General features: G+C 39.3%; 16 protein-coding genes and 1 pseudogene. 2 read left to right on the top strand and 15 right to left on the bottom strand.

Annotation, left to right across the window (positions count from 1 at the left end; translation table 11 throughout):
* Positions 1-22 precede the first annotated feature (22 nt).
* Positions 23-1,726 (bottom strand): cache domain-containing sensor histidine kinase, encoded by a 1,704-nt coding sequence (locus EDD59_RS05630; RefSeq protein WP_165920875.1) that lies wholly within the window; start codon positions 1,724-1,726, stop codon positions 23-25.
* Positions 1,727-2,152: 426 nt separating this feature from the next.
* Here EDD59_RS05630 and EDD59_RS18405 point away from each other — a divergent pair, with 426 nt between their 5' ends.
* Both EDD59_RS18405 and EDD59_RS05620 read left to right on the top strand, forming a co-directional pair.
* Positions 2,153-2,257, top strand: coding sequence for a hypothetical protein (locus tag EDD59_RS18405; protein WP_330571918.1), 105 nt, complete (start codon positions 2,153-2,155; stop codon positions 2,255-2,257).
* Positions 2,258-2,604: 347 nt separating this feature from the next.
* A complete protein-coding gene (locus EDD59_RS05620) occupies positions 2,605-2,859 on the top strand; it encodes a hypothetical protein (protein WP_132379788.1) in 255 nt (84 codons plus the stop codon).
* A gap of 289 nt (positions 2,860-3,148) precedes the next feature.
* Here EDD59_RS05620 and EDD59_RS05615 read toward each other — a convergent pair whose 3' ends face one another.
* The 14 genes and pseudogenes from EDD59_RS05615 to EDD59_RS17735 form a co-directional block, all read right to left on the bottom strand.
* The gene (locus EDD59_RS05615; protein ID WP_408632277.1) at positions 3,149-3,514 is read right to left on the bottom strand and encodes an ABC transporter permease; all 366 of its coding nucleotides are present in this window, start codon (positions 3,512-3,514) and stop codon (positions 3,149-3,151) included.
* Between the two features lie 343 nt (positions 3,515-3,857).
* Positions 3,858-4,568, bottom strand: coding sequence for an ATP-binding cassette domain-containing protein (locus EDD59_RS05610; protein WP_132379784.1), 711 nt, complete (start codon positions 4,566-4,568; stop codon positions 3,858-3,860).
* 334 nt (positions 4,569-4,902) lie between these two features.
* Positions 4,903-6,201: an FAD-dependent oxidoreductase gene (locus EDD59_RS05600; protein WP_132379782.1), complete on the bottom strand. Its 1,299-nt coding sequence runs from the start codon at positions 6,199-6,201 to the stop codon at positions 4,903-4,905.
* Positions 6,202-6,234: 33 nt separating this feature from the next.
* The gene (locus tag EDD59_RS05595; protein ID WP_132379780.1) at positions 6,235-6,780 is read right to left on the bottom strand and encodes a hypothetical protein; all 546 of its coding nucleotides are present in this window, start codon (positions 6,778-6,780) and stop codon (positions 6,235-6,237) included.
* A 7-nt stretch (positions 6,781-6,787) separates the two neighbouring features.
* Entirely contained in the window at positions 6,788-8,935 is a 2,148-nt protein-coding gene (locus EDD59_RS05590) for a hydantoinase/oxoprolinase family protein (protein WP_132379778.1), read from the bottom strand.
* A 29-nt stretch (positions 8,936-8,964) separates the two neighbouring features.
* Entirely contained in the window at positions 8,965-10,272 is a 1,308-nt protein-coding gene (locus EDD59_RS05585) for a C4-dicarboxylate ABC transporter (protein WP_132379776.1), read from the bottom strand.
* 66 nt (positions 10,273-10,338) lie between these two features.
* A complete protein-coding gene (locus tag EDD59_RS05580; protein ID WP_132379774.1) occupies positions 10,339-11,394 on the bottom strand; it encodes a winged helix-turn-helix domain-containing protein in 1,056 nt (351 codons plus the stop codon).
* 462 nt (positions 11,395-11,856) lie between these two features.
* Positions 11,857-12,523 (bottom strand): annotated as a pseudogene (locus EDD59_RS05575) (zinc-dependent alcohol dehydrogenase); the annotation flags it as partial.
* A gap of 66 nt (positions 12,524-12,589) precedes the next feature.
* A complete protein-coding gene (rbsD, locus tag EDD59_RS05570; protein WP_132379772.1) occupies positions 12,590-13,015 on the bottom strand; it encodes a D-ribose pyranase in 426 nt (141 codons plus the stop codon).
* A gap of 12 nt (positions 13,016-13,027) precedes the next feature.
* Entirely contained in the window at positions 13,028-14,194 is a 1,167-nt protein-coding gene (locus EDD59_RS05565) for an iron-containing alcohol dehydrogenase (RefSeq protein ID WP_132379770.1), read from the bottom strand.
* Between the two features lie 79 nt (positions 14,195-14,273).
* Positions 14,274-15,251, bottom strand: coding sequence for a substrate-binding domain-containing protein (locus EDD59_RS05560; RefSeq protein WP_132379768.1), 978 nt, complete (start codon positions 15,249-15,251; stop codon positions 14,274-14,276).
* A 66-nt stretch (positions 15,252-15,317) separates the two neighbouring features.
* Positions 15,318-16,343 carry an ABC transporter permease gene (locus EDD59_RS05555; RefSeq protein ID WP_132379766.1) on the bottom strand — a complete coding sequence of 342 codons (1,026 nt, stop codon included), beginning with the start codon at positions 16,341-16,343 and terminating at the stop codon, positions 15,318-15,320.
* 9 nt (positions 16,344-16,352) lie between these two features.
* Positions 16,353-17,840, bottom strand: coding sequence for a sugar ABC transporter ATP-binding protein (locus EDD59_RS05550; RefSeq protein ID WP_243117352.1), 1,488 nt, complete (start codon positions 17,838-17,840; stop codon positions 16,353-16,355).
* A 4-nt stretch (positions 17,841-17,844) separates the two neighbouring features.
* Entirely contained in the window at positions 17,845-17,985 is a 141-nt protein-coding gene (locus EDD59_RS17735) for a hypothetical protein (RefSeq protein ID WP_165920874.1), read from the bottom strand.
* Positions 17,986-18,093 lie beyond the last annotated feature (108 nt).

The following is an 18,093-nucleotide window of genomic DNA, read 5'->3' as shown; positions in this document are numbered from 1 at the left end:
TATTTCAAAAATTATAAAAATATTACGATTCTTCTTTTATAATGGGAAGAATAATTTCTGCTATGGTAGCCACATTGGGCTCACTGTCAAAGATCAGCTCCGCCTCCTCCCCGAAATATAGCTTTATCCGCTCTCTGATACTGGAAACCCCGATTTTACTGAACCGGGTACTTTTTTCCTGTCCTTTGTTTATTTTTTCCGTGCTGTCCGCATCCATCCCCATTCCGTTATCAATCACACGTATATGCAGCTTTCCATCAAAAATCACCGCTGCAATATGGACACGATAGTTCCCCCGTTCCCCATTAAAGCCGTGGATAATTGAGTTCTCCACCAGCGGCTGCAGAATAAATCTGGGTACTCTGCATTTTTCTGCTTCCTCGTCAATCATAGTCGTGAACTCAAACATGTCACTGTAACGGTACTTTTGTATAATAATATAGTTTCTGACACTCTCAATTTCATTGTGAAGAGTAGTCTCTCCCTCTACTTTTCCCAGATTATATTGGAGCAAATTAATCAATGCTGTACTCATCTCCGCAATATTGTCCACTCCCTGCATAACTGCCAGCCATTTCATGGAATCCAATGTATTATATAAAAAATGGGGATTTATCTGGGCCTGCAAGATCTGATATTCCATCTCTGCCTTTCGATTGCGGGACCGGCGTTCTTTGTCAAAAGAATCATTAATCTGATCAATCATACTGTTAAACGTATCTCCCAGCCGGCCAAACTCATCCTGGCGTTTCACCGCTGCATGAACCGTAAAATCCCCCTTCATCACCTTTTTGCACACCTGCATTAATTCCTTAATCGGGAGGGTGATGGAACGGGTCAGCCATATGGTATAGCAGATAGAAATTATGGTAGTAATCACCAAAACAATCTGAAACACTTTCAGTATCTCCCGAATACTCTCTGTTGCCGCATCCTTCTGCACAAATCTCACCAGACTCCAGTCCGCCAGATTGATTTTCTCGGATACAATAATTACATCTTTTTTATAAAGCTTTCCCTCAATCTGTGTACTTTTCTTCAGCACCTGGGGATAATTGCGCAGAACCTCTGTATAATCCGCCAGTAAGGGATATTGCAGCAGAATAACTCCATCACTGTTTACAATCACAGCCTTGTCCTTTAAACGGATAGACGAAGCCGTAAATAGTTTATGAATACTTTCATAGGAAACATCCAGCACTACAATCCCATACACCTCTTTGGTCTCACTGTTAAATACGGGACGGATATATGAGGTACTGCTCAGATAGTCATCCTCTTCTGTACTGTGAAAACCTGTCCATATTCCTTTGCGCTCTGTCCCTTCCACATATTCTTTCAGATACTGCCTGTAAAATCCCCGGCTGTCCTGCATATTTGTAGAGCACCAGAAATCATTGATACCCAGTATATGAACATGATTAATACTGTCATTCATACGTACCATATCATTGATATATGTACGGATCTGCTCAACATCCTGACCTGCGCCGCCATTTTCCAATGCCTCCTGAACCGCGCCATTACTGACGAGAGAATAGCTGTATGCGTCAATCATAGAGGTAAGCATATTAAACTGCTCCTTTGTCCCGTTTGTGACTTCCAAATGATAATTAATTTCCATCTCCTCCATACGTTTCCCATACAGAGTAGAAATAATTATAGAAAAAATGACCAGAATGAAAAGGAACAATAAGAATATTCCTAAAAATATACGCGTTGACATGGATTTCTCTCTTCTTTTTCCCGCCCTCATAAGTCTTCACCCCCACACTCTAGTGTGCTGTATCATTGACTTTGCATTGTACAACCCTTCTTATCTACAATATGATTGATTACACTAATTTATCCTTAAGCACAAAATAGCGTGATATCTCTTTTGCTTATTGTATTCATAATTTTAAATATATTCAAATATACAAAAGTATATTGTACTAACTCTGTATTGTGGTTGAATTCCCTATTAAAATGAAAAAAGCCCTAGAATGCATTCCCAAGGCTTTTGGTTGTCCTGCTATGCTGAAAGAATACTTATATTCTTATACAGCCTGGCTAAAATATTCGTCTATGATTTCCTTCCAGTCTCCCTTACATATAATATGGTGGTTGCTGATCGGACACACCAGTCAATGTCATTATTGGTGCTCTTATTTTGAAAGAAATATTTGGTCTTGCTGATGAGGAAATAGTCGAAACACTTCCTTTTGATATCCGTTTCCAGTATGCAATACGACCAGTTTTGATGAACAGCCTTTAAATGACAGGACTTTGGGGCGTTTTCGTGCCCGATGCAATGCTTACGAAGAAAGTACTGAAGTTGATCTTATTTATAATTGCATCACAAGCCTTTCCGCGGAAATAGCTCAAATGATGAGCCTTAATTCTGGTATGCGTCGTATGGATTCATTGATGGTGGCTTCCAATATAAAGAGGATGAACCGTTTGGAATTACTCTGTACCTGCGTTACGAATCTATGCAAGCTTATGCATAAGCGAGAAGATTCAAATTTTCCGGAAAGCTTGAAGCACTACTTGGAAGATAGTAATCATAACATAGTACTTTGTCATAACCATAGTTAAGATACAGCTGGAAAAATCAAACAGGTGCTCAATGATGCAGCGGTTTTAAAGGCGGCTTGTGACGATGCTTATGATGAAACCAGCGAATATCAGTTGCCTATTCGTGTGATCAGCGAACAGACAGAGACAAGCGATGATGAAACGCTTAGCCTTAAAACCTCAGCTTCCGATATGAATTCTTCCATTTTACAGAATCCTGCTGATCCAGATGCTACCTATTGCAAGAAAGCCGGTACCGAATACAAGAATATTTACATGCGTTTCTTCATAAACTTATAATAACTTGTCCATTCTAATTGTCAATAGTAAGGAGGCTACCTGTGATTTTATTCTGTTTTATTTTGTTTTGTATCAATAAAGTCTCCACACCTTACGACCAGGAAATTGATGACCTGCAGCAGTTAAAATTTCTGCATGATTACAATCATAGGCGAAGCTAAAGCTCCACACCTTCATTTTTTATAACGTTTCATCCAAAATATGCTGAAAATCATAAATACCAATCCTGACCCGATGACAACTGCCAGCATGACAGGGAATGTAACCTGCACATCGCCAAACATATAGCTTACCCGTTCTCTGCGGTATAAATATCTACAATTTCCTGTGCAGTCATAAAAGTGCCTTTCACCGTCTGGTACGCAACACTGCCAAATGTAGCAGCAAGGGGCTCTTTTGTCATGACCTCGCGCATCATAGTTGCACCATGATGAGTTGGAATAAATGCGAATACCTTCTGGATGTTCGCAGGGAACATGCCGATGGGTAGAAACGCCCCTGTCACAAATCCAGCCAGGGCAGACATAATTCCTGTAAATGTGCTGTACAGGCTTACATTTTTCATCAGCATAGCTACTGCAAAAAGTATGCTTGTTGCGGAAAATGTATTCGCAATAATCAAACCTATCATTTGGATGTTAGTCTGTGGGCTCAGCCACTCGCCAGCTTATCACGAGATACCGCGCTGACGAGAAAGCTGTCCAATCGGTTATCGCTGCTGTCCTGCACCATGATTGTTAGCACGTTCATCGGAACTAAAATACAATTAATCATTAACACCCCGGCCATAGATGTTGTGTCCACCAACCATCGTACATGCGAGAAGTCCATACCCTCAACCCCTGCAATATGCCCCTATCATACCTTTTGCCATATAATCGCCTAAGAACAGGCTGATAAGGACGATGAACAATAACATATAAACAAACGAAAACAAAATAGACAGCGGGTTTTAAGATAGAGCTTCATTGTCCGGCCAGTTAATACATTTATTTCTCTCATTTCGGCACCTCTGTATGGCCTGTTACAGCCAAAAACACATCTTCCATGCTTCCCTTTACCATTTCAAAGTCAAGGAAGTTATCCAGACTATTTACAACTGCCAAAGCTTCATGGCTGCTTTCAACCGGGAGTTCTAGATAATCAGTTTTCTGATTTGGAGAATACCCCATAGCAGTCAGCTTTCTAATTCCTTCGTTTATATCATTAAACCGCAGCTTCAAAGTATCTTTGCCGTATTGGCTTTTCAGTGTGTCTGGCGTACCTTCGGCGCATATCGTGCCTTTTTCCAGTATCACAACAATGTCAGCCGCCGCAGCCTCTTCCATGTAATGGGTTGTAAGGAAAACCGTCATGCCCTGCCGTGCCTGCATGTCTCGTATAAGATTCCAAATAGTTGTGCGGGTCAGTGGATCAAGACCTGTTGTCGGTTCATCGAATATGAGAATTTCAGGTCTGCCCAATATAGCATGGGCAATTTCACATTTTCGCTTTTGTCCCCCGGACAGTTTTCCATAGGGCCGTTTCCAGATGTCCGATAGTTTAAACATACTGCGCAATTCGTCCATACGGCTGCTGAGTTCATTGCCATGCAGACCTTGAGACCTGGCCCGGATATTCAGATTATCCGCTACTGTCAGCAGATCATCTAAAACATTATTTTGAAAAACTACGCCCAAACGACTTCCACGGGGGCGTCTTTCCGGCATCAATGATCTCCTGACTCGCTTCGATGGCAGCAATACTATTTTGAACGCTGTAAATCTGATTGAACAATAGGATTTTTTGTGCTGACAAAAGCTCACTCGCATTTTCATCTATTTCCCTATCGAACAGCTTCTCTTTTATTTGTTTACCTCCCTATTTATTATACTACATTACACAACATTTTCTCGTTTGCCCCATACCCGATTGATGTAATACGTACAGGATAAAGTATAAACACCAGCATAAAACCTGCCCCAAACAGCAGCAGATTTTATGTTGACCAATTAATTATTGTTAATCTTTGCTCAATGGACTTTAATTTTTGTCATCCTTATATCAATCAAGAATAGCGCCCATGCTTATTAATTTTTCTCTCAGGCTTTCAACATTAACATCATCAACTGAGCAATTATCTTTTACACATAAAGCAGCACTTGTTCCTGCTGCCTGCCCCAGCCCCATTACTGAAGCCTGTACTCTGACAGATGCAGATGCCGTTTCATCTGCCGAAAAGCATCGCCCTGGCACCAATAGGTTGGGATAGGCCGGCACATATAATGTGCGGTAAGGAATATATGGAGACTTCTCTAAGAATGTCACATTTTGCCTCGTATTATCCGCATGATGAATATCTATCGGATGACAGCCTCGTGAAATTGCATCTGGAAACCTTCTTCCTTCTACATAATCTTGACCAGTCAGTATATATGCACCTTTTATACGTCTTGTCTCTCTTATTCCGACTTGTGGTGCGGTAGTTACCAAAAATGCATTTTTAAATGCATCCACATGCTCTTTTAGAAGCTCTACCATACGAAAAACATCTTCATGTAATGTGCATTCTGCATTGGTCATATCAGTAACTTTAGTCATATCCCCAGAAAACCGTGTCATATTAACAGCAAGATATCCTTCTTCTATCATACTGGAATACCAGGGGCCTCCAAATAACGGAATACCCTCTTTTTCTCTTAGCTCATTTAAGACATTCTGAATCGACACATCATGCATATTTGTTGTATCAAGATTATGATGGGCTAATGGTAACTTAGCGGTATCGACTCCGCCTAAGCAAAAGCATAATGATGCCGGTTGTAAAGGATTAGACTTAGGTTGCATTGGCACATCTGCATACCAGGCCAAATCAGCATCCCCTGTACAATCGATAAAATAGCGTCCTGTGATTGACTGCATCCCCTCTTTTGTATGAAATATAATATGAGTGATTTCATTGTCCTTCTTTAGGCATCCGGTAAGATAACAGTGAAAATATAAATCTACCCCTGCTTCCAATACTAAACGTTGTGCAATCAATTTATACTTTTCAGGCATAAATGATATATTTCCCGGCGGATTTTCCACAATTGCCCCACCCATTTCTTTCAATCTTTCAATAAATTCCCAAGGAATACCCCCAATCATTCTGCGGCCTTTCAGATTAAATCTACTAATTGGCGCAACTAAACCTGCTGTTGCCATTCCTCCTAAAAAACCATATTGCTCAACAATCGCAACTGATGCGCCTCCTCGGGCAGCTGCTATTGCCGCAATAAATCCTGCGGGTCCACCTCCACAAACGACCACGTCATAATTGCCCACTATCATTGCTTGTTCAAATATTTCTATTTTCTTCATAAAATATATACTCCTTTCAGCGCTATAAAAAGCTTAAAACAACTCATATGCAAAGGCATTGCCCGCAATTTCCGACAGTTTCATAATCCCTGACTTGCCAATTTCCACCCTTCTTATTTTAATTATAGGTGTACTATAAAGATTAGATGCAAAGTTATTATTTGTGAATTCTATGTAATGGTAAAACTCATGAGCTAATATAAATGTCTCAGCCGTTTCTACATTATATCCTTGGTCTCTTGCCCATTTTTTTATTGCCCGGTCATATAAATAAATTGATTTCTTTTTAGGATAAATTTCTGCACAATAGCGTATGTCTTTCACTAAAAAGTCTTTATCTTCATGAATAATTTTAATGCCCATATCTTCAATGTACTGAACAAGAGTTGGATTTTCTTTCCATGCTGAGTCTGAAATTATATTCTTCGCAGCGTTTCTCCCCATTGCTTCTGCCTTTTCTATGAGCAGAAGCCTATCCCTTTTATAAATCTTATCGCTTTTGGGATCTGTACTTAATATCGACAATTGCTCATCAAGAGAGTTAAAGCTTGCAATATTATTTTTAAATTCTATATTCATTTAAGTTCTAGCTTGCCCTTTCTGTACAAATACATATTAAATGATCATTTTCGTCAACGGATGCTAATTCCGCCTTTGCTACAGAAATCATATGGCCCACACTAGACAGACCTGATAAATTAATAATATTTTTCCCATATACAATGTAGACACTTGGAAGCTGTTTCCCTCCATCTCCATAAATGGAATTCTCCATTATTATCTTATTAATTTTTTCCGTCCAATGGTCTCCATTAATACTCGAAACATGAGCGTTATCTTTTTGAAGTCTGATGATGCCTTCATCATCAATTAATCGTAATGGATGCCTTTTTTGCTTAATCAGACCAAATAACTTCTTATTGCAAGTTTCTCCCATTATAGCGTACATTTGATTGTTTTTTGCTTTTATCGTTAACTTTTTAGCAGGAATCTGTAAATTATCAGATACAATATCAAGAGCTGCTTTTTCATCAATTTTGCTCTTTGTCAGGTCCTTTGATCTTAGCTCCGTATTACCTATTGCTATGGCACGTACTATATTCTTCTGCGGTTCAACTTCTACATGGACTGTAACCGAATCCGGTGCTGCCCCTGATCTTACTGCTTTTTCCTTAGCTTCTTTTCTTACTTTTAGTATATCTTCTTCCGTCGGATTCATGATCGTTCTCTCAACGCTGTCTCTTACCAAAGCAAGAGCTACACCAATTGTTGAAATAACAGGTGCATTTTTGGCCAATCTAAATTTATACCCCATATGCCTAGCTAAATGTGGAACAACACTGGAGGCCCCCCCACCGCCGCCTACCATAACTAATGTATTTGGGTTCATCTCATAATCTATAATTAAACTTTGAACAACTTTTGAATTTTTATTAGCCGCATATTCTAATGCAAGATTTACAACCTCTTCAACCGATAGATTCATTTTATCCGCCAATGGTTTCCAGGCTTTTACTGCTTCTTTTTCATTTCCTTTGGCATAGTCTCCATCTTTCACATATCCGGCAATATTTGCTGCACCTGATAATGTAAGTGCATAACTCCTGCCACTTTTACATTTAACATAAGCATATTCCGCATCTGTATCTGTCAGTTTAACAGAACATAATTGAGGCTCATCAATGTCTCCATCATTTGTGAATACTTCATAATCAAATCCAGCAATATGTACACTACGCGGCCCAACCCCAACAAGTTTGTCATCCTTTATTTGAATCATGCTTCCTCCACCGATACCTACCGTTCTAACATCTAATGAAGTCAGAAATGTTTTATGACCTCCTACCTGTGAATAACCGATCATAACCTTTCCATCCTTTACGCAAGATATATCCGTACTTGTGCCACCCACTTCAAGAAAAATTCCATCTGTTAACTTCTCATACATTAATGCGCCCGCAACACCTGCGGCAGGCCCGGATAAAATGGTTAAAATAGGATGTTCCCTCACATCATCAACAGTCATGACTCCGCCGTCGCAGCGCATTACCATTAGCTTTGCGCTTATGCCTGCCTGTTCAATACTATTCGCAGTCATATTTGCCGTATCCAACATTTTAGGCATAATACTTGCATTAATAACAGCCGTCCTTGTACGCACTTTTAGACCATACAATTTGGAAATTTCCGCTGTTGCCGTTCCTGGTATGTCTTTTTCTAAGCATTTCTTTATAACCGTATCTTCATTTTCAGGTTTATCCACACTAAACGCTTCCGCTGCTACAATTGATTCACAGCCATCTTCTATTAACGAATCAACAGCCTGATTAATATCTTTTTCAAATGTAGCAGATTTAGTATCGACATATCTATTGCTGGTGCCTAAATACTTGGAATTGGCAAGTTTAATTTCACCCATATTTGTATCCGATTTTGACTTTAAACCTTCTAATCCGCTCCCTAAAGTTACAATGCCTACTTTTGCAACATCCCCTTCTAACAATGCATTCGTTGCCTGAGTTGTACCATGCGCAATAAACGTAACGTCTTTGGGATCAATAGAGTATTTGTTCATTATTTTTTCAAGTACTTCTATGATACCTGCAGCTACTCCTGTAGCCGCAGTGTGGGTAGTTGGTATCTTTTCAGTCCCAATCAGTTCAAATGTCTCATTATTTATCAGTGCTGCATCTGTAAATGTTCCACCTACATCAATTCCAATTCTCACTTTCATTGCTTACTTTAATCTCCTTGTTTTCATTTCTAGTAATACATAAACATGCATATAATAATAGTCGCTGCAGCGCCCATCCAAACCCATGGCAATTGTTTCTTTGTGAGTGTTATGGTTTCAACCTCAATAAAGTCAGAAATCCATATATTGTAGGAGGCTGTCGGACAAGTTGTCTCTGTTAAACCGGCAACACCAAAAAAGCAAATACAAATAATGATAGGTGAAAATACCTTCATTGACACCATTAAAAGTGCGATACCAGCCCCTAATCCCATTATACTTAAAGGTCCTCTATATAATGCAAGAGGAGCCAATACTATAAATGTAATAGCAAGCGCAACAAGGCTGCTTGGCATAACCGCTTTCGCTAATGGTGTAAGGGCAGCCAACACTTGAGGTGTATTAATCGCATTCAGTAACATTCCGATAAATATCATTAATATGATTGCCGGAGCCCCTTGGGAGAATCCATCGTAGCAAGTTTGTGCCATTACACTCATTGCTTTTTTGAAATTGTTCTGAGTAAATATGAGCCCCCATACAACTGCAATCATAAATGCAGGAAAAATAGGCCATTTAAGCACTATCGCTAATACGATTGGAACAAAAGGAGTAAGTAATGCCAAAACCCCTTTAACCCCTTTAAAATCATTTTTTTCTTCAACAATATCTTCCTTGTATTCTGTAGCATTAGCTGAAAAAGCATATTTTTTACCATGTTTTCTTAGCCTCAGCAAAATATAAATTAATGAAAATACGGCAGTACTTATGGCAAGAGTGGCACTAATTGGATACACCTGTTTAATTGGAAGTGAAAAAACATCTGCAAAGTACGTCGCACGCAAGACTCCCAAATGTTCACCTACCCCTAAACCTAATAACACAATTGATGCTGCAGTAACTTTATCCACTCCTACTGATATAAGAATTGGGACTGCTATTGTTGCAATCATCATAACTGCTCCCAGACCAGTCATAGATGTGGTTAAAACACAAACGATTATAAACATAACTATTGCCACTAAAGTTGTTTTATCTCCGCCAAATTCGGCAGCTTTTCTAATAATATGTTCGCTAATACCTGTTGTCTGCATTAAGCTTCCCAGCCATGATGCAACGAGTACTACCATTATCGTAGCAACCAACTTTGTAGCACCATCTTGTACAACAGTGGTTAAAATATTTGCTTCCCCTTCTGCCGCCATTAATGGGACACCTGCAATCACAGCGATTCCTATGGCTAAGACTGGAAGGGCCGCTAACGTAGGCCATTTCCCACTGACCATCAATATAATCATCAATAGCATAAAAACTAATATTAGTATTCCTTTTATCATTTTATTATTTCCTTTCGTTGCATCTTTTTGTTAATCTTATAGGTAACTATCCGCTAAAGCTGCCTATTATATATGTGCATGTTCAATAAAATCGGGAATCAGTTTTTCCACTAATGCCTGCACATATAGGCGCAGAGAGTCTTTAGACTCACTTTTTGTGCGCCTAATATTTATATCTTCAGGCAAAATGTCACTTAGCATTTCCACCATTTCATTATTTAGTTTTTCTCCATCTCCTAACAACATAATTTCACTTATAGAGAAGAGCGTGTGAACATTATTTATTATTCGTGCCAGCCCAATAATAAACATATCTTTTTGATCTTCTAGTTTATAATCTGTGGTGTGCACCCCACGTGTTTTTTCTAATGTTAATATAACTTTACTGTTAAAATTCTTATCATTAATTATATCGGTAATATCAAGCGTACGTTTCCCAGCAATATCGATTTTTTTCCCTTCAATCACTATACCTATAGACACTCTGTTTGTCATAGATATAAAACAATAATTGTCATTTCGTTCCTTTTCTTTATTAATATAGTATTCTAGTGAAAAATTCTTCGAAGATACTTTACTCGTTTTTATTTTCAGGTTTGTTGAAATTGCGGCTTCAAGTGACATTGGTGCATAATCTTTTCCAAGCTCCACCATAATAGTATCAGTCCCTCTATATAGCCCATCTTGTACCACTAATCCAATGGTCACAATTTGATTCTCCGTATCACTTTTCTTCTTAACACATCTAATTACAGTGTCATACAGTGTTTGAATTTTTACTTTTCCTTTAATCAAATACTCAGCACTTAATTGATTACCCTTCAAATCAAACAAGTAAACACTTGTACCCATATCTGAAATATCAACAATTGCTATTCTTCCATAATTCTTATTAAATTGTATAAAAATTGGTTTGCGGCCACCTGTAGATTCGCCTTCTTTGATTTCTATAACAATCCCCTGCTCAATTAGAGGTGTGATTATTTGTGTAACGGTACTAGGTGAAACCCCACTTTTCTCCGCTATATCTTTTCGTGTAAGGGAGTCACTCTTTATCAGTAATTGTAAAACTTTTCTGGCATTATCTTTTCTTATTTGTTTCTGACTAATATTTTTGTACATGTTAACCTCATTCCGGCCTTATCTACATCTACTTCTTTTTAGACTAAAATTAAGTTGTAGATAGCATATCACTTATTGTAAAACAATTCAATATACGTCAATAAAATATTTAATTATTGTGCATTATTAACAATATCTGATATATTTTTGGCACCTTTCTTTCGTTCAATTTTTTACTTAGAGATCTGGTTGAAGGGAGAATAACTCACATAATGAAAGTGAAACACTTGCATTTCTATCATTATAACAGACTTGATATTGAGATGAAATCATCGATTACGCAGACCCCTACATAAGAACGATGAACAGTACAATTTATAAAATCAAAGGAAGCTTGTTGCTCCATTTTGCAACAGCTTCCTTCTACAATGTGATTTATTTTCCCAGAATCGGTCATTCATGCATTACAATTCTATTCTGTTTATGGCTGAGACCGCAGAGCTACGGCCTTGTGTCTCTACGTTACTCTTGCACATTAATAATCACCTTCATCGTTGTTTCCTTGTTTTCATCAATATACTGATATGCTTTCAAATATTCTTTAAACGAAAAATGTTTGGAAATAAGCGGAGTTAGTGCAACCTTGCCTTCATCAACAAGTTTAATTCCCTTAAGATAATCTTTATTTCTGTACATCATAGTGGTATTTTAAATCTAATTCATGATCATTCAACACTGCCATACCGGAAAATACTGCTACAAGTATGATTATGCTGCCTTTTCGGGCATATTTTATAGCTTGCCCCATTGTCACATTATTCCCGGCACAATCGTAAATCACGTCTGCTTTATCCGGCCCAAAGTTTTCCAACATTGCTTCCCCAAAATCTTTTTCTTTCGTATTTACACAAAAATCAGCGCCGCACTCTTTTGCTTCTTTCAAGCGTACATCACTTATATCTGTAATCATAACGCTCTGAGCACCCATACCTTTTGCAGCCTGTGCTACTAAAATACCAATGGGCCCGGCACCTAGCACAGCAATTTTAAGGCTTTTTACATCTCCCGCCTGTCTTACAGCATGGACAGCTACGACAAGCGGTTCAATCATCGCTCCTTCATCAAATCCCATGTTTTCCGGAAGGGGTGTAACCTTTTTAGCATCTACCGCAAAATAGTTTTGGAATGTCTACTTCATTAAACTCGATAGTTCCCGGCTGCGTCATAACCTGCTGTAACATCTTACCTTCCATTACTATGCCCCCTTTTCACAATACCAGCGCGGCCCCCCCGCTGAAACTAAAACAATATTTGAATTTGCAGTAAAATCACCTGTTCGGATCACAAACTTTACATCTCGTGTAATTTCATCCCTCAGCACCGGATGTTCCACTACTTTTACTTCCACATTTTCATCAAAATGATCTAAAAATTCTCTTTCTCTTGATGGGCTTACATCAGAAGTGGCTTTTGAGTAAATAATCTTTTCTACTGAGAAATGTTTTAAAATTTCTTCCAAAACATCAATTACGGTCGGTACATTCACTTGTAAAGACAAGTCTATGACTTTTGTCGTATTTGGCACTGCTAAACCGGCATCTACGATCATCATTTTATCTGTATGTCCCATCTTAGATAACTCAGCTGCAATATCCCGATTTAAGATTCCCGTCTCTTTCATATGTATCCTCCATTATTTTCTTTCATAGCAAGCCGTCAGCAGCTCATACATCTCGTCAATCGTTGCTACTCTGGGGTTGTTCAGATAATCACCTAATACCTGGCCGCAATCCGCAATCTCTCTGATATCTTCCATGGTTACGTTCAAATCTTTGAACCCAATCCACATATCAATCTTTTTCAGAAAATGATCGATTTCTTCACAGCATTTTTCTGCTGCTATTTCATCTGTTTCTTTTTCCAGATCCTGATTGAAAATTCGTCCCACTGCTGCAAACTTTTCTACTGTGCTCTTCCATGTAAAACGTGTAAATTCAGGATATATAGCTGCAAGAGCCTGGCCGTGTGTAACATGGGGGCAATGTCCTCCAACCTGCATTCCTAATCCATGGGGCAAAGTGACTCCGGCATTCGAATTGGTATATCCTCCTAAGGAATCTGCATAGGCCATCTTTGATCTTGCCTCCATATCCCCGCCGTCTTCCAATGCTTTGGGCAAATATTCTGCAATAGTTCTGATAGCATCAAGTGCCAGTGTTTCAACAATCGGGCTTGTGTTGACAGACAGATAGGCTTCAAAATTGTGGCAAAATGCGTCAAAACCTGTATGGGCTGTCACTGTTTTTGGCATGCTTGCTGTTACCTCCGGATCCACAATTGCAACCTTAGGGAAAATATTTTTATGCCATATTGCAGACTTATCTTTATCAGAGGTCTTTGTAATAACCGCACACTGTGTCAGCTGAGAGCCTGTTCCTGCAGTTGTACTAATTTCAATAATCGGTAATGTTGCTTCTGTGGGTCCGTCTGTATGACAGTTATAATCCCATGCACTTCCGGGGTGTGTTGCTTCTACGGCAATAGCTTTGGCAGTATCCATGGCGGAACCCCCGCCCACACCTATTACAATCTCTGCTTTAAATTCTTTTGCCATATCCGCTCCTGCTGTCACAACATCCGTTGTGGGGTTAGGAATTACCCCATCAAAATGTGCAACATTAATTCCACTATCATTCAAAAGTTTTTTCACTTTCTGAAAAGTAGGAGCCTGTGACGAACCCATGTTTCCTGTAACAAGCAGTGCCTTAGTTCCATATCTTTTTGCAATTTCAGCAACTTCGCTGATGCATCCACACCCAAACACAATTTCTGTGGGGGCATAATAAACAAATTTCTTCATGATTAATCTTCCTTTCTTTACTTAGAAAGGCGGACAGAGGCTGCACTCTTCCGCCTTATTATTACATTCAAGCCCTAAACTATTTTACATAGTAATCATCTACAGTGTCTTTTGTCACAATTGTGACACCTGTGTCTACAAAACCTGGCAGAGCCGCATTAGATAAGTTATGAGCCTGGGTGTATAACATTACCATAGACCAATATCCCATATTATATTGTCCCTGGGCTACAGTGGCATCTATATCTCCACTTTTGATCATATCTAATACAGTCTTATCTACATCAAACGCCAACACTTTCAAGTCAGACTTACTGGCTTCTTTTACGGCTGTCGGACCTGCTGTTCCCGCAATACCATCAACGCAGAAAACAGCGGAAATATCATTGTTCGCCTGCAATGCTGCAGCCATATTGTCAGTCGCTGTTGTAGTATCACCGGCATCATTTACTTCTACAAATTCAATACCCGGTGCATTTTCGGCACACCATGCCTTAAACCCTGCCACTCTCGCCTCTGCATTTTCAGTTCCTACTGTGTACAAAATTGCAACCTTCCCTTTGTTGTTAATCTGTGGTGCCAGATACTCTGCTGCTTTTTGTCCTGCTTCTTCGTTACCTGTAGAAAGATAGGAAGCCCTGTTGGATGTGGGAGAATCAGAATCAAATGTTACAACCTGAATTCCCTGATCAATTGCTGAATTAATGGTATCTGCCAGTGCTGTTGAATTCACACATGAAATTGCAATTCCTTTGGGCTGCTTAGCAATTACCTGTTCAAGTACTGAGACCTGGCCTGCTACATCAGAATCGGTCTGTCCTGTATATTGGGCCGATACTCCGTATAATTTAGCAGCATCTTCCATTCCTGTATAACAGGTTTTCCAATAATCAATTCCGGAAAGGAAGCTGATCATATAATATTCTTCTGATGAATCTCCTACCAATGGTGAAGTCCCCTCTCCATCATTTTCCTCATTTGCTTTGCCCTGCCCGCAAGCCGTCATAGACAATGCCATTGCCGCACATAACAAGACCGATAATAATTTCTTTTTCATCTTCTTCATACCTCCTGATTGAATTTGTTTTTTATTCTTATAGTGTTCGTACGCAACACTTTAGAATCATTTTCTTACTTTATTTAACAGGGCACATATTATTCCACCATTACTTTTGTCTTTATGCGTCACATAGTCCATTGTAACTGCCAGTACAAGAATAGCCCCCTGTACGAAGTCCTGCCAGTATACGGAGACATTTAGCATGACTAACGCTGAATTTACTACTTTCAGAAGAACAATTCCAAGAAAAGTTCCTGAAATACTGCCGACACCGCCGGTAAATGATGTCCCGCCAATTACTGCGGCTGAAATTGCTGTCGTTTCAGCCCCGACACTTAATTCAGGTGTGGCAACATTAAATCTGCCTAAACTTAAAATTCCAGACAAAGTTGCTAAAACTGAAACAGTAACGTATACTCCGATTTTTACTCTGTCAACATTGATCGCTGAATGTTTTGCCGCATCTTCATTACTTCCCACGTAAAAAATGTTTCGGCAAACATTAGATTTCATCAGAAAAATATGTGCGACTACGGCTATAACTACAAAAATGATAAATAACATCGGAATCCCCAGAACTTCTCCGGTAGCTAAAAACCGGAATGAATCCGGAAGATATCCTGAAAGCGAAAGTGGAGAACCTTTCGTCAATATGTACGCAACACCTCTTGATAAATTCATCATTCCCAAAGTAACAATAAAAGGCGGCAGACCCACTTTACTAATCATAAGACCATTGAACAGCCCTACTGCGACACCGGCTAAGACCGATACCAGACAGGCAGCCCATACATTGACTCCTGCTAAACATAAATACCCTGTCAAAACACATGTCATTGCCGCAACGCCGCCCACACTCAGTTCAATTCCGCCCAGGATCAGGGCAAGGCAAAGACCTATTGACAACAGCCCATCCGTTGAAACACTCAATGCAATACTTTTCAAGTTACTGACATTTAGAAACTTAGGCTGAATAATCTGTACAATTGCAACTGCAATAAGAATAATAATAAGTACACTTGTTTCTCGCTGTGCAAAGAATTTTTTCACTAAATTTCGGCCTGTTGTTTTCCCATTTTTTACACTCATTTTTTACTCCTAAACTGCTTCCCCTGAAGCCAATCTCATAATATTTTCTTCTGTCATCATATCATCTTCACTAATTTCTCCTGATAGATGTCCCTCATGAACGACAATAACCCGGTCGCTTACCCCCATAACTTCCGGCAGCTCACTGGAAATCATTATTACTCCGACCCCTTCATCTGCCAAGGTTCTCAGCAAATTGTGAATTTCCAATTTTGCTCCCACATCGATTCCCCTTGTAGGCTCGTCTACAATAATAATTTTAGGTTTAATGGACAGCCATTTTCCAAGCAGACATTTCTGTTGATTGCCGCCGGATAAACTGCTGATAGGATATTCAATCCCGGCCACCTTGATGGAAAGCCTTTTTACATATTCATCTGCCAGTCTCTTTTCCAGCTTTTCCTGTAACCAGATTCCTTTCGACACTGCTTTCAGGTTGGCGCTGGCCATATTGCTCTTAATACTCATGTCAAGATACAGGCCCTGTTTTTTTCTGTCTTCTGTAAGATAACAAACACCTTGATCTACAGCATCTCTGTAATTTTTAAATGACTGCGCCTTTCCATTCACCCATACAGTTCCGCTGGTTTTTTTGTCTATTCCACAGAGTGCAGTCATAATCTCACTTCTTCCGGCACCGACCAGTCCTGCAAACCCTAAAATCTCTCCTTTGTAAAGTTCAAAGCTCACATCTTTAAAAATCTTTCCGCTTAAGTTTTCAACTTTAAGAAGTTCTGTGGTCTTATCAATACAGCTGCTCTTAGGCGGATATAAATTGCCTAATTCTCTTCCTACCATCGCCCGTATAATGTCATCTGCATTAATCTCCGGGACATTCATGGTACAAACATATCTTCCATCTTTAAAAACAGAGACTCTGTCGCAGATGGCAAATATCTCCGGCATACGATGTGAGATAAACAAAATGGATATGTTCTCCTGTTTTAAGCTTCTTACCACTTCAAACAGCTTCCTCGTCTCTTTGTCAGTTAAAGATGAGGTCGGCTCATCTAATATCAGCAATTTACAATCCAGGGACACCGACTTTGCGATTTCTACTAATTGCTGTTCACTCACTGTAAGATCTGACACTTTTGTTTTAGAGCTAAAGTTTGCTCCAAACCGGCTCAAAACCTCATCTGCGTTCTCCCACAGCTTAGGAAAATCAATCATATCACCTTTATGTGGAAGCCGTCCTATGTAAATATTTTCTGCTACAGTCAGATGAGGACATAAACTTAATTCCTGATGCACAAACCCAATTCCAATTTTTTGTGCCTCCCCGGGGTTTTTAGGGGCTATTTTTTTACCTTCAAAAAACAATTCACCGTCTGTTGGGGGATACAGGCCTCCTATAATATTCATCAATGTAGATTTCCCTGCTCCATTTTCACCGCAAAGCGCGTGTACTTCGCCTCTTTCCACAGATAACTGAACGTTATCCAGCGCTTTAGTACCTGGGAATTGTTTGGTAACCTTTTTTATTTCTAGTAACATTTCCCTATTCATTTTTTCTCCTTTCCCTTGTGCTGCCGCCATGTTCTATGAAATTTCTCAAAATCAGGGATGCCGCTCCTATAGCTGCCGCATCTGCCCCTAATTTTGACACTTCAAATTTAACCTTACTTCCTGCAAATTTCATCTTTCTTTCCTGATGTAAGTGGTATACTATAACCAGCAGATTTAGGCAAATAAAATCCAGCAACTATTATACAACATCAACGAATGATATACTGTCATTCGGAGGTGA

Source organism: Muricomes intestini, assembly GCF_004346165.1.
GTDB lineage: Bacteria > Bacillota > Clostridia > Lachnospirales > Lachnospiraceae > Muricomes > Muricomes intestini.
This window is presented reverse-complemented; position numbering and strand designations above follow the sequence as displayed.

Coding starts and splice junctions, on each gene's coding strand:
- EDD59_RS05630 (WP_165920875.1), bottom strand. CDS start 1,726: ATGTCAACGCGTATATTTTTAGGAATATTCTTATTGTTCCTTTTCATT.
- EDD59_RS05610 (WP_132379784.1), bottom strand. CDS start 4,568: ATGCCGGAAAGACGCCCCCGTGGAAGTCGTTTGGGCGTAGTTTTTCAA.
- EDD59_RS05600 (WP_132379782.1), bottom strand. CDS start 6,201: ATGAAGAAAATAGAAATATTTGAACAAGCAATGATAGTGGGCAATTAT.
- EDD59_RS05595 (WP_132379780.1), bottom strand. CDS start 6,780: ATGAATATAGAATTTAAAAATAATATTGCAAGCTTTAACTCTCTTGAT.
- EDD59_RS05590 (WP_132379778.1), bottom strand. CDS start 8,935: ATGAAAGTGAGAATTGGAATTGATGTAGGTGGAACATTTACAGATGCA.
- EDD59_RS05585 (WP_132379776.1), bottom strand. CDS start 10,272: ATGATAAAAGGAATACTAATATTAGTTTTTATGCTATTGATGATTATA.
- EDD59_RS05580 (WP_132379774.1), bottom strand. CDS start 11,394: ATGTACAAAAATATTAGTCAGAAACAAATAAGAAAAGATAATGCCAGA.
- rbsD (WP_132379772.1), bottom strand. CDS start 13,015: ATGAAAGAGACGGGAATCTTAAATCGGGATATTGCAGCTGAGTTATCT.
- EDD59_RS05565 (WP_132379770.1), bottom strand. CDS start 14,194: ATGAAGAAATTTGTTTATTATGCCCCCACAGAAATTGTGTTTGGGTGT.
- EDD59_RS05560 (WP_132379768.1), bottom strand. CDS start 15,251: ATGAAAAAGAAATTATTATCGGTCTTGTTATGTGCGGCAATGGCATTG.
- EDD59_RS05555 (WP_132379766.1), bottom strand. CDS start 16,343: ATGAGTGTAAAAAATGGGAAAACAACAGGCCGAAATTTAGTGAAAAAA.
- EDD59_RS05550 (WP_243117352.1), bottom strand. CDS start 17,840: ATGTTACTAGAAATAAAAAAGGTTACCAAACAATTCCCAGGTACTAAA.
- EDD59_RS17735 (WP_165920874.1), bottom strand. CDS start 17,985: ATGAAATTTGCAGGAAGTAAGGTTAAATTTGAAGTGTCAAAATTAGGG.